Annotated in this window: 11 protein-coding genes; 3 read left to right on the top strand and 8 right to left on the bottom strand. The window is 71.0% G+C overall.

Annotation, left to right across the window (positions count from 1 at the left end; genetic code table 11):
* Positions 1-153: 153 nt before the first annotated feature.
* The 3 genes from dusA to DRV96_RS02525 are packed head-to-tail and all read left to right on the top strand — an operon-like array spanning position 154 to position 2895.
* Positions 154-1152, top strand: coding sequence for a tRNA dihydrouridine(20/20a) synthase DusA (dusA, locus tag DRV96_RS02535; protein ID WP_119287339.1), 999 nt, complete (start codon positions 154-156; stop codon positions 1150-1152).
* Entirely contained in the window at positions 1149-2240 is a 1092-nt protein-coding gene (gene mtnA / locus DRV96_RS02530) for an S-methyl-5-thioribose-1-phosphate isomerase (RefSeq protein ID WP_119287337.1), read from the top strand. The genes dusA and mtnA overlap by 4 nt, the downstream gene beginning before the upstream one ends.
* Positions 2233-2895, top strand: a complete 663-nt coding sequence (locus DRV96_RS02525; protein ID WP_119287334.1) for a class II aldolase/adducin family protein — start codon at positions 2233-2235, stop codon at positions 2893-2895. Before mtnA ends, DRV96_RS02525 begins: the two co-directional genes overlap by 8 nt.
* Here DRV96_RS02525 and DRV96_RS02520 read toward each other — a convergent pair.
* From DRV96_RS02520 to DRV96_RS02485, 8 genes are read right to left on the bottom strand one after another with little or no spacing between them, the layout of a single operon-like run.
* Positions 2864-3811: a DMT family transporter gene (locus DRV96_RS02520; protein WP_119287332.1), complete on the bottom strand. Its 948-nt coding sequence runs from the start codon at positions 3809-3811 to the stop codon at positions 2864-2866. The genes DRV96_RS02525 and DRV96_RS02520 overlap by 32 nt on opposite strands.
* A 58-nt stretch (positions 3812-3869) precedes the next feature.
* Positions 3870-5204, bottom strand: coding sequence for a type III glutamate--ammonia ligase (gene glnT, locus DRV96_RS02515; protein ID WP_119287329.1), 1335 nt, complete (start codon positions 5202-5204; stop codon positions 3870-3872).
* Positions 5205-5211: 7 nt separating this feature from the next.
* Complete coding sequence (gene gabT, locus DRV96_RS02510) at positions 5212-6483, bottom strand: 4-aminobutyrate--2-oxoglutarate transaminase (protein WP_119287327.1); 1272 nt, start codon at positions 6481-6483, stop codon at positions 5212-5214.
* Between the two features lie 10 nt (positions 6484-6493).
* Positions 6494-7993, bottom strand: a complete 1500-nt coding sequence (locus DRV96_RS02505) for an aldehyde dehydrogenase (RefSeq protein ID WP_119287324.1) — start codon at positions 7991-7993, stop codon at positions 6494-6496.
* Positions 7994-8052: 59 nt separating this feature from the next.
* A complete protein-coding gene (locus tag DRV96_RS02500) occupies positions 8053-9432 on the bottom strand; it encodes a DUF3138 family protein (RefSeq protein WP_119287322.1) in 1380 nt (459 codons plus the stop codon).
* Between the two features lie 55 nt (positions 9433-9487).
* On the bottom strand, positions 9488-10330 hold the full coding sequence (locus DRV96_RS02495; RefSeq protein WP_119287477.1) for an ABC transporter permease: 843 nt from the start codon (positions 10328-10330) through the stop codon (positions 9488-9490).
* A gap of 2 nt (positions 10331-10332) precedes the next feature.
* Positions 10333-11310, bottom strand: coding sequence for an ABC transporter permease subunit (locus DRV96_RS02490; protein WP_119287320.1), 978 nt, complete (start codon positions 11308-11310; stop codon positions 10333-10335).
* Between the two features lie 7 nt (positions 11311-11317).
* Positions 11318-12418, bottom strand: a complete 1101-nt coding sequence (locus DRV96_RS02485; protein ID WP_119287318.1) for an ABC transporter ATP-binding protein — start codon at positions 12416-12418, stop codon at positions 11318-11320.
* Positions 12419-12434 lie beyond the last annotated feature (16 nt).

Genomic DNA, 12434 nt, shown 5'->3' with positions numbered 1-12434 from the left:
CTGTCACTCTTGCCGCTGCAACAAACTAATTATTATCCCCAAGCGGGACGCGGACGTCAAAGCGTCTCCGGACGCCCGGGCGCCCGGGCGCCGCTGACGGACAATCCACGGCGCCGACCGCCCCGCGTCGGCCGCTGCCCGCCGACGCCCCCGATGCCTGCCGCCCCCAGCCCCTGGCGCCTCGCCGTCGCGCCGATGATGGAGTGGACCGACCGCCACTGCCGTCACTTCCACCGGCTGCTGACACGGCGCACGCGCCTATACACCGAGATGGTCACGACCGGCGCGCTGGTCCACGGCGACGTCGCGCGCCACCTCGACTTCGATCCGATCGAACACCCCGTCGCCCTGCAGCTCGGCGGCAGTGATCCGGCCGAGCTCGCGCACGGCGCGCGGCTGGCGCAGCGCTGGGGCTACGACGAGGTCAACCTCAACTGCGGCTGCCCGAGCGAGCGCGTGCAGCACGGCGCCTTCGGCGCCTGCCTGATGGCCGAGCCGGCGCTCGTCGCGCAGGGCGTGCGTGCGATGCGCGACGCATGCGACCTGCCGGTCACGGTCAAGCACCGCATCGGCATCGACCGCGTCGAGAGCTACGACTTCGTGCGCGACTTCGTCGGCACCGTCGCCGACGCCGGCTGCGCCGTCTTCATCGTCCACGCGCGCAACGCCTGGCTGCAGGGGCTGAGCCCGAAGCAGAACCGCGAGGTGCCACCGCTGCGCTACGAGGTGGTGTACCGCCTCAAGCGCGACTTCCCGGCGCTGACGATCGTGCTCAACGGCGGCGTCACCGACGACGCGCAGATCGAGGCGCACCTGCAGCACGTCGACGGCGTGATGGTCGGGCGCGAGGCCTACCACCACCCGTGGCGGCTGGCCGGCTGGGACGCGCGCTTCTTCGGCGAAGCAGGACCGGCGCCGGCCGACCGCGACGCGGTCGAGCGGCAGATGGTCGAGTACATGACGCGCCAGGCGGCCGCCGGCGTGCCGTGGCCGCACGTCGCGCGGCACATGCTCGGGCTGATGAACGGCGTGCCCGGCGCGCGGCGCTGGCGCCAGGTCTGGAGCGATCACCGGCTGCGCCGCGAGACGCCCGAAGCCGTGTGGCGGCGGGCGCGGCAGGCGCTCGAGACGGTGGCGGAGGTGCCGGCGTGAGGGTCGACGGGCGCCAGCACCGCAGCCTGTGGCCGGCCCAGGCGCGCGATGCGCTGCACGTGATCGACCAGCGCCTGCTGCCGCACGCGTTCGCCGTCGAGCGCCTGACGACGCCGGCCGACGTCGAGCACGCGATCCGCGACATGGTGGTGCGCGGCGCGCCGCTGATCGGCGCCACCGCCGCCTACGGCGTCGCGCTGGCGATGAACGCCGATGCCGGCGACGCGGCGCTGGCCGACGCGGTGCGGCGCCTCGGGGCCACGCGGCCCACCGCGGTCAACCTGCGCTGGGCGCTCGAGCGCATGCAGCGCCGGCTGGCCGCGCTGCCGCCGCAGGCGCGCGCCGCGGCCGCGTGGGACGAGGCCGACGCGATCGCCGACGACGACGTCGCCGTCAACGAGGCGATCGGCACCCACGGGCTCGCGCTGCTGCGCGGCCTGGCGCCGCGCGACGGCCGGCGGCTGAACGTGCTGACGCACTGCAACGCCGGCTGGCTGGCCACCGTCGACTGGGGCACCGCGCTCGCGCCGGTCTACAAGGCGCAGGCCGCGGGGCTGGACGTGCACGTGTGGGTCGACGAGACGCGCCCGCGCAACCAGGGCGCGAGCCTGACGGCGTGGGAGCTCGGCCAGCAGGGCATCGCGCACACCGTGATCGCCGACAACGCGGGCGGCCACCTGATGCAGCACGGCCGCGTCGATGCGGTCATCGTCGGCTGCGACCGCGTCAGCGCACGCGGCGACGTGGCCAACAAGATCGGCACCTACCTGAAGGCGCTCGCCGCGCACGACAACGGCGTGCCATTCTGGGTCGCGATGCCGCTGTCGACGCTCGATGCGCGCATCGACGACGGTGTTGCGCAGATCCCGATCGAGGAGCGCAGCGCCCGCGAAGTCACGCACCTGGCCGGGCGCGCCGCCGACGGCCGCGTCGTCGAGGTGCAGCTCGTGCCCGACGGCTGCGCGGCGGCCAACCCGGCGTTCGACGTCACGCCGGCGCGGCTGGTCACGGCACTGATCACCGAGCGCGGCGTCGTGCCGGCCACCGCGGCCGACATCGCGTCGCTGGGCGAGGGCCTCGATGGCTGATGCCGCCGCGGACCCGCGCACGGCCGTCGTCGAGACGGTGCGCCGGCTCGATGCGCTCGGGCTCAACCGCGGCAGCACCGGCAACGTCAGCGTGCGCGCGCAGCGCGACGGTGCGTGCGGCTGCTGGATCACGCCCACCGGCATGGGTGCCGACGGGCTCACGGTCGACGACCTCGTCTGGCTCGGCGACGACGGCCGCGTCGACGGGCGCTGGCAGCCGTCGTCGGAGGCGCCGTTCCATCGCGCCGTCTACGCCGCGCGCGCCGACCTGCACGCCGTCGTCCACGTGCACTCGGTGCACGCGACGGCGCTGGCGTGCCTGCGCCGGCCGTTGCCGGCGTTCCACTACATGGTCGCGGTGGCCGGCGGCTGCGACGTGCCCTGCGTGCCGTACCACCTGTTCGGCACCGAGGCGCTGTCGCACGCGGTCGCGCAGGCCTTCGCCGACCGCCACGCCTGCCTGCTCGCCAACCATGGGCTGGTCGCCGGCGGCACGTCGCTCGCGCACGCGCTGAAGGTGACGCTCGAGGTCGAGTCGCTGTGCGAGGCCTACCTGAAGGCGCTCGCCGTCGGCGAGCCGGCGATCCTCGGCGCCGACGAGATGGCGGCCGTCATCGAGCGCTTCAAGTCGTACGGCCGCGCGGCGCGGCGCTGACGCGCCCGGCCGCCGCGGGCCACGTCGCGAGCACGACGCCGGCCAGCGCCAGCGCGAAGGCCACACCATGGCCGGCGCCGAACGGCTCGCCGAGCACGGCGACGCCGATCAGCGCCGCGCTGACCGGCAGCCACACCGTGAACACGCCGGCACGCGAGGCCGGCACCTCGCGCAGGCCGCGCATCCACAGCCACACCGTGACCATGCTCGCCGCCAGCGCGTAGAAGACGAGCAGCCCCCAGGTCGGCGGCGCGACGGCCGCGAAGTCGAACGACAGCGCCTGCCACAGCCCCAGCGGCGTGACGAGCGCGAGCCCCCACAGGTTGATCAGCGCGCTGATGCGCCGCGGCGACACGCGGCCCGTCAGCCGCTTGCCGATCACGACGTACGCCGCCTCGCAGAACACCGCCGCGAGCAGCAGCGCGTAGCCCCACCACGGTGCGGCAGTCGCACCCGCGTGGCCGCCGCTCTTGACGACGGCCAGCAGCGCGATGCCGGCCACGGCGCAGCCGATGCCGGCGGCCACGCGCGGGGTCAGGCGCTCGCCGAGCAGCACGCGCGACAGCAGCGCGACGGCCGCCGGGATCGCCGCCATCACGACACCGGCGGCCAGCGCCGAGGTGTGCAGCACGCCGAACAGCATCGTCACCGAAAACAGGAAGTTGCCGAGGAAGCTCTGCCAGAACAGCAAGCGGCGGTCGGCGGGTGTCGTCGGCGCCTCCCACGCCTCGCGGCGCAGCCAGGGCAGCATCGCGACGGCGGCGATGCCGAAGCGCAGCCACGCCAGCAGGAACACCGGAAACGCCGCCAGCAGCAGCTTCGACAGCCCGACGTAGCTGCCCACCAGCGCCATGCTGGCGCTCAGGCTCGCGTAGGCGAGCCACGGCACGGCGGCGGTGGGCGCGAAGGCGGGCATGCGACGGGCAGGGCGAAGCCGCGGATGATGCCAGCGCGCAGCGCCGGCGCGGCGGCGCTCAGAACCGCTCGGCGTAGCGCGCGAGCTCCCACGGCGTGACCTGCTGCGCATACGCCTGCCACTCGGCGCGCTTCAGGCGTGCGAACTCGCGCGCGAGCGTCTCGCCGAGTGCCGCGCCGACGACGTCGTCGGCCTCGAGCGCGTCGACGGCGCGGGCCAGGTCGGTGGGCAGCCGGGGCAGCGCGAGCTCGGCGTGGCCCGCGGTGTCGAGCGCGTACAGGTCGTCGTGGCACGCGGGGCCGGGGTCGAGCGCGCGGTCGACGCCGTCGAGCCCGGCGGCGATCAGTCCGGCCAGTGCGAGGTACGGATTCGCGCTCGCGTCGGGCAGCCGCCACTCGAAGCGCCCGCGCAGCGTGCGCACGAGCGCGGTGCGGTTGTTCGGCCCGTGCGCGACCCACACCGGCGCCCACGTCGTGCCGGTGATCGAGTCGTAGACCGCGAGGCGCTTGTAGCTGTTGACGGTCGGCGCGGCGAGCGCACACAGCGCCGGCGCGTGCGCGAGCACGCCGGCGACGAAGTGGCGCCCGAGCGGCGACAGGTCGACGCCGGCGCGGTCGGCGTCGAAAAGGCAATGGTCGCCGGCCCACAGCGAGACGTGGAAGTGCATGCCGCTGCCGGGCTGGTCGGCGAACGGCTTGGGCATCAGCGAGAACACGGCACCGTGCTTCTCGGCGGCGGCCTGCGCGGCGAGCTTGAACAGCATCACTCGGTCGGCGCTCGCGAGCGCGTCGGCGTGCGTGAAGTTGACCTCGTACTGCCCGTGCGCATCCTCGTGGTCGACCTGCGTGACGTCGAGCCCGCAGGCCTCGAGCCAGCTGCGCAGGTCGTGCAGCAGCGGCTGCGCGCGCGCGAGGCTCTTCAGGTCGTACGACGGCTTGTCCAGCCGGTCGTGGTCGTCGAGCGGCGCGTAGCTGCCGCCGGGCAGGCGCTTGAGCAGGAAGAACTCGGGCTCGATGCCGACCGCGAGCCGCCAGCCGCGCTCGGCCAGCCGCGCGAGCGCGCGCCGCAGCACCTGGCGCGGACAGGCGTCGAACGGCTGGCCGCCGACGACGCCGTCGCCGACGATGCGTGCCACCCCGGGCTGCCACGGCAGCGGCTGCAGCGTCGAAGCCTCGCCGCGCGCGATGTATTCGCTGCGCGGGCCGCTGCGCGCGAGCCCGGTGCCCCAGATCGACGGGCCGGCGAAGCCGGCGCCCGTTTCGAGCACGGTGGCGAGGTGCGCCAGCGGCACGAGCTTGCCCTTCGGCGTGCCGTGCACGTCGGTGAACTGCACGAGCAGCGTGTGTACGCCGGCGTCGTGCAGCCGCTGGCGCAGCGCGGCGGCGTCGCTCACGGGCGCATCAAGCCGCGCGCAGCGCGTCCCTCAGGATGCCCAGCGCCTCGTCGAACACGGGCTCGGGAATCGTCAGCGGGAACAGGAAGCGCACGACGTTGGCGTTGACGCCGCAGGTCAGCAGGATCAGGCCCCGCTGCAGCCCCTCGCCCTGCACGCGCTTCGTGAAGTCGGCGTCGGGCTCGCCACCGCCGGGCCGCGCGAACTCGACGGCCACCATCGCGCCGAGCCCGCGCACGTCGGCGATTTGCGGCACGGCGCTGCGCATCGCGTTCAGCTCGGCCATCAGCCGCTCGCCCAGCCGCGCGCCGCGCTCGGGCAGTTTCTCTTCGACCATCACGTCGATCACTGCGTGCGCGGCGGCGATGGCCAGCGGGTTGCCGGCGTAGGTGCCGCCCAGCCCCCCGGGCGCCGGCGCGTCCATGATCTCGGCCTTGCCGGTGACGGCCGACAGCGGCATGCCGGCGGCGAGCGACTTGGCGATCGTCATCAGGTCCGGGACGACGCCAAAGTGCTCCATCGCGAACATCTTCCCCGTGCGCCCGAAGCCGGTCTGCACCTCGTCGGCGATCAGCACGATGCCGTGCTCGTCGCACAGGTCGCGCAGCCAGCGCACGGCCTCGGACTGGATCACGTTGAAGCCGCCTTCGCCCTGCACCGGCTCGAACACGATCGCCGCGACGCGGCTCGGCTCGATGTCGGCCTTGAAGAGGTGCTGCACCGCCTTCTTCGTCTCGGCCAGGCTGGCGCAGTGGCACGGGAACGGCGCGTGGTAGATCTCGGGCGGGAAGGGGCCGAAGCCGGCTTTGTACGGCTGCACCTTGCCGGTGAGCGACACCGCGAACAGGCTGCGGCCGTGGAACGCGCCGCCGAACGCGATCACGCCGCTGCGCTTCGTGTGGGCGCGCGCGATCTTGATCGCGTTCTCGACCGCCTCGGCGCCGGTCGAGAAGAACGCCGTCTTCTTCGCGTGCGTGCCGGGCGTGAGCTGGTTGAGCTTCTCGGCGAGCGCGACGTAGCTCTCGTACGGCACGACTTGGTAGCAGGTGTGGCTGAAGCGCTCGAGCTGTGCCTTCACCGCGGCGACGACCTTCGGGTGGCCGTGACCGACGTTCATCACCGCGATGCCGCCGGCGAAGTCGATGTAGCGCCGTCCTTCCACGTCCCACAGCTCGGCGCCCTGCGCGCGCTCGGCGAAGAAGGTCGCCATCACGCCGACGCCGCGCGGCGTCGCCGCCGCCTTGCGCGCCATCAGCTGTTCGTTGCGCGAGCGCTGCATCGTCGTCTCCTTAGGCGGCATCGATGCGCAGCCACGTGGTCTTCAGCTCGGTGTACTTGTCGAACGCGTGCAAGCTCTTGTCGCGGCCGTTGCCGCTTTGCTTGTATCCGCCGAACGGCACCGTGATGTCGTCCTCGTCGTACTGGTTGACGTGCACGGTGCCGGCGCGCAGCGCGCGCGCGACGCGGTGCGCGCGGTTGACGTTGTCGCTCCAGACGCTCGCCTGCAGGCCGTAGGGGCTGTCGTTGGCGATCGCGATCGCCTCGGCTTCGGTGCCGAAGCGGATCACGCCCATCACCGGGCCGAAGATCTCCTCGCGCGCGATCTTCATCGAGTTGGCCACGCCGTCGAACACCGTCGGCTCGACGTAGAAGCCGCCCGTCTCGGCGCGCGCCTGCCGCCCGCCGGTCACGCAGCGCGCGCCTTCGCTCAGGCCCGCGTCGATGTAGCCCATCACGGTGTTCAGTTGCGTCGCGTCGACCAGCGCGCCCATCACGGTGGCCGCGTCGAGCGGGTCGGCCGGGCGGTACTTCGGCGCCTCGGCAGCGACGATCTCGACGAAGCGGTCGGCGATCGATTCGTGCACGAGCACGCGCGACGGCGCGTTGCAGCTCTCGCCCTGGTTGAAGAACATGCTGCCGGCCACCGTCTTCGCGGCGCGCTCGAGGTCGGCGAAGTCGTCGAACACGACGAACGCGCTCTTGCCGCCGAGCTCGTTGTAGACGCGCTTGAGGTTGCTGCGGCTCGCGTACTCGAGCATGCGCCGGCCGGTGCGCGTGCTGCCGGTGAAGCCGATCGCATCGACCTCCATGTGCAGCGCGAGCGCCTCGCCGGCCTCGTGGCCGAAACCCGGCACGACGTTGAACACGCCGGGCGGCAGCCCGGCCTCGAGCGCGAGCTCGGCCAGCCGCAGCGCGGTGTACGGGCTCTTCTCGCTCGGCTTGAGCACGACCGAGTTGCCGGCGGCGAGCGCGGGCCCGAGCTTCCACGCGGCCATGATCATCGGGTAGTTCCACGGCACGATCGCGCCGACGACGCCCACCGGCTCGCGCGTGATCAGCGCCAGCGCGCTGCGGGCGGTCGGCGCGATCTCGTCGTAGACCTTGTCGACGGCTTCGGCGTACCACGCGATGCAGCGCGCAGTGGCCGGCACGTCGACCGACAGCGAATACTGGATCGGCTTGCCCATGTCGAGCGTCTCGAGTAGGGCGAGTTCGTCCTTCGCGGCGAGGATCTTGTCGGCGAAGCGCTGCAGCACCTTCTTGCGTGCCGCCGGGGGCCGCCCGGCCCAGCGGCCGTCGTCGAACGCGGCGCGCGCGCTGCGCACCGCGGCGTCGACGTCGGCCGCCTGGCCGCGCGCCACCGGCCCAAGCAGGCGGTGGTCGATCGGCGAATGCTTGTCGAAGGTCTGGCCGTCGGCCGCGGCGACGCGCCGGCCGTCGATCACGGCACGACCGTCGGGGCGCAGGTCGGCGGCGCGGGCGCGCCAGTCGGTGGCCGCTGTGCTCATGGGGTTCTCCAGGCTGTCAAGGCCGCGGGTGCGCCGCGTGCGGTGCGCCCGCGAGGACGTCAGAACGCGACGACGACCGACGCGCCGAGCAGGTGATTCAGCTTCTTGTAGCTGTCGCTGCCGACGTCATAGAACACCGGACGGTCGGCGCGGTCGAGGCGGTACTCGGCCTTCAGCGTCGTGTGCTCGTTGAACAGGTACTTCAGTCCGAGCGACAGCGCGTAGCGGTTCGCACCGCGGCTGCAGCCGTCGGTCGTCGGGTCGGCGCAGTCGAGGTTGGCGTCGGGGCCGATGCCGTTGCGGTAGTCGCCCTCGTAACCGTCGACCGTCCAGTAGCCGTTGTAGCCGAACAGCCCGCCGCCGTTCTTCGTGTTGTTCAGGTAGTCGACGCGCACCAGGCCCTGCAGCCGCGGCGTGAAGTTCCAGCCGGCCATGCCCGAGACGCCCCACCAGCGCGAGTCGCGGAAGTTGCCGTCGGCGTCGGGAATGATCGCGCCCTTCTTCTGCATGCCGAAACCGATCTGGCCGCCCAGCGTCAGGTCGCCGCGCGTGTACCAGCCGTCGACCTCGAACAGGTGCGTCATCGTCTTGCTGCAATCGTCGTCGACGCAGTTGAAGTTGGCCGTCTTGCCGTGCAGCCCGGCGAAGCCCCAGCCCGAGAACTCGCCGCGCTCGTAGTCGGCGCGGTAGACGAGCACCGGCTCGCGCGACTTGGCCTGGACGATCGTCTCGTTGACGTTGGCCAGCATCGCGCGGATCCACCACTTGCCGCGCGTCAGGTCGAGGCCGACGCCGGTGTACGTCGTCGGCAGCGTGAAGTCGAACAGCAGGTTGTGCGTGATGAACGGGTTCAGCGTCGGCTGCATGTACTCGTAGCCCGACCAGTCGGGGATCTGGCCGGCGATCAGGCGCGTCTGCAGGTCGGTCAGCGGCACCGAGACGCTGGCTTCGTCGACGATGCTCTTGGTGTCGACGACGGCGCCGGGACTGCGGTTGGGCATCAGCGACAGCTTCCAGATCGTGCCGCTGTCGGTCTCCTTGGTCAGCGTCAGGTTCACCGCGCCGATGTACGAGGTGTCGTAGTAGTAGCCGTCTTCCTGCTGGTTCAGGAACTGGAAGCCGGCGCGCTTTTGGTTGCGGTTCCAGATATACGCTGCCTCGGCCCAGCCGGTGATCTTGAGCCCCTTGTAACCCTGGTCCTCGAAGTTGTCCTGCAGCGCCTCGGTCTTGACCGCGATGCGGTTGAACTCGGCCGCCTGCTGGGGCGTCATGCCCCACTGGCCGCCGGGTGGCTGCGTCTGCTGCAGTTTCTTCTCGAGCTCGTTGACGCGGTCGCGCAGGGCCTGAAGCTCCTTCAGCAGCTCGGCGTTGGTCTGCGCCCAGGCCGGGAAGGCGGCCGCGAGCGCCAGGGCGAGCAGGGTGGGGCGGATGCGGTTCATCGGGTCTCTCCTCGGGCTACGGGTTCGGTTCGAAGCGTCGGGCTCGGCGGGGTGTTCAGGCACGGTTGGCGGCCTTCATCTCGAGCGCGCGCTGGCGCTCGGCGCGCGCGATCAGGTAGCTGGCGGCCACGACGCCGATCGCGACGATGACGACGATCACGGTGGCCATCGCGTTGACGGTCGGGTTCAGGCCCAGGCGCGCGCGCGAGAAGATCACCAGCGGCATCGTCGTCGAACCGGGGCCGGACAGGAACGCCGAGATCACGACGTCGTCGAGCGAGATCGTGAACGTCAGCAGCCACGCCGACACCAGCGACTGCGCGATCATCGGCAGCGTGACGAGCCAGAACACCTGGCTGGGCCGTGCGCCGAGGTCCATCGCCGCTTCCTCGAGCTGCGGGTTCAGGTCCTGCAGCCGCGACTGGATGATGACCGCCGCATAGGCCATGCCCAGCAGCAGGTGGCCAAGCCATATCGTCACCAGACCCCGTTCGGGGAAGCCGATCGCGCGCTGCACCGACACCAGCATCAGCAGCAGCGACAGCCCGACGACGACCTCGGGCATCACGAGCGGCGCGTTGACCATGCCCGAGAACAGCGTGCGCCCGGTGAAGCGCTTGTACTTGACGAGCGCGAACGCGGCCAGCGTGCCGAGCACGACGGAGCCGCACGCGGTCAAAAACGCGATCTTCAGGCTCAGCCACAGGCCGGTGAGCATCTCGCTGTCGCGCAGCAGCGCCTCGTACCACTTCAGCGTGAACCCGCGCCACACGTTGGGCACCGGCGAGTCGTTGAACGAGTAGACGACGAGCGCGACGATCGGCAAGTACAGGAACAGGAAGCCGAGCGCGAGCCAGCCGCGGCCGAACCAGCGGTTGAAGGCGGGCGAGGTGGCGATCCTCACGTGCGCTTCTCCTGCGCCTCGGCCTGGTACTTGTTGAACAGCGCCAGCGGCACGATCACGAGCAGGATGATCACGACGGCGACGCTGGAGGCCATCGGCCAGTCGTTGTTGCTGAAGAACTCGTCCCACAGCACGCGGCCGATCATCATCGTCTCGGGGCCGCCGAGCAGTTCGGGAATCACGAACTCGCCGACGCACGGGATGAACACCAGCATCGAGCCGGCGATGATGCCGGCCTTCGACAGCGGCACCGTGATCGTCCAGAACGCCGTCCACGGCGTGGCGCCGAGGTCGGCCGCGGCCTCGAGCAGCCGCAGGTCCATCTTGGCCAGGTTGCCATACAGCGGCAGGATCATGAACGGCAGGTACGTGTACGTCATGCCGAGCACGAGCGAGAACGGCGTGTGCATCAGCCGCCCCGGCGACGTGATCAGCCCGAGCTGGTACAGCAGCTGGTCCAGACCGAGGCCGATGATCCAGTCGGCGACCAGCCCGCCCTCGCTGAGCAACCCCTTCCACGCGTAGACGCGCAGCAGGAACGAGGTCCAGAACGGCAGCATCACGAGCATCACGAGCGCAGGCTGCAGCGTCGGCTTCGCGCGTGCCATGAAGTACGCGAACGGGTAGCCGATCAGCAGGCACAGCACGGTCGTCGCCAGCGCGTACTCGATGCTCGCGATGTAGGTGCGCAGGTACAGCGCGTCCTGGGTCAGGAACGCGTAGTTCGAGAAGTTCAGCACCAGCTGCAGCACGCCGTCGTGGAACGTCACCAGGTCGCCGAAGGCCACGCCCTCCATCTGCGACACGCTGATGCGCGCGACGATGACGAACGGCAGCATGAAGAACAGCAGCAGCCACAAATAGGGCGTGCCGATCACGAGGGCACGCCCGCGCAGCGCCTGGGGCAGCCGCTCCCACAGCGGCTTCGTGCCGGCGTCCGCAGCCGCTGCAGGGTCGTCGATGACGGCGCTCATCGGCGTCTCACTGCGTCAGCACGACGGGCGCCGTGCGTGACCAATGTGCCCACACCATATCGCCCCATGTGAACTCGTCGTCGCGGTGGCGCTGGATGTTGGCCAGGCTGACCTTGAGCATCGCGCCGCTGGCGAGCTGCACGTGGTAGACGGTGAAGCTGCCGAAGTACGACAGCTCCTTGATCGTGCCGGCCACCGAGTTGAACTCGTCGGCCGGCTTGCGCCGCGACAGGTGGATCTTCTCGGGCCGCAGCGCGACCGAGACGGCCATGCCCTTGGTGCCGGTGATCCCGTGGCCGACGTAGTGCTTGCAGTCAGCGCAGTCGATCACGACGTGGTCGGGTTCGTCGACGATCACCGAGCCGTCCATCAGGTTGACGTTGCCGATGAAATCGGCGACGAAGCGGCTCGTCGGTGTCTCGTAGATCTCGCTCGGTGCACCGACCTGCAGGAAGCGCCCCTCGCTCATGATCGCGATGCGCGAGGCCATCGTCATCGCCTCTTCCTGGTCGTGCGTGACCATCACGCAGGTCACGCCGACGGATTCGATGATGTTGACCAGCTCGATCTGCGTCTGCTCACGCAGCTTCTTGTCGAGCGCCCCCAGCGGCTCGTCGAGCAGCAGCAGCTGCGGCTGCTTGGCCAGGCTGCGCGCCAGCGCGACGCGCTGCTGCTGCCCGCCCGAGAGCTGGTGCGGCTTGCGCTGCGCGAAGCGCTCGAGCTGCACGAGCTTGAGCATCGCCTCGACGCGCTCGGCGATGCGGGCCTTGGGCATGCCCTCGCGCCGCAGGCCGAACGCGATGTTGTCCCATACCGTCAGGTGCGGGAACAGCGCGTAGCTCTGGAACATCATGTTCATCGGGCGCTCGTACGGCGGCAGCGTCGCGAGGTCGCGACCGGCCAGCACGATGCGGCCCGAGGTAGGCTTCTCGAAGCCGGCGAGCATGCGCAGCAGCGTGCTCTTGCCGCAGCCCGACGAACCGAGCAGCGCGAAGATCTCGCCCTTGGCGACGTCGAGGCTGACGTGATTGACGGCCTTGAAACCGCCGAAGTCCTTGACCACGTCCTGGATCTGCAGGAACGTGGCGTCTTTGTTCTCTGGACCCATGAAGGGGGTGTCCTCT

The organism is Azohydromonas sediminis, from assembly GCF_003574675.1.
GTDB lineage: Bacteria > Pseudomonadota > Gammaproteobacteria > Burkholderiales > Burkholderiaceae_C > Calidifontimicrobium > Calidifontimicrobium sediminis.
This window is presented reverse-complemented; position numbering and strand designations above follow the sequence as displayed.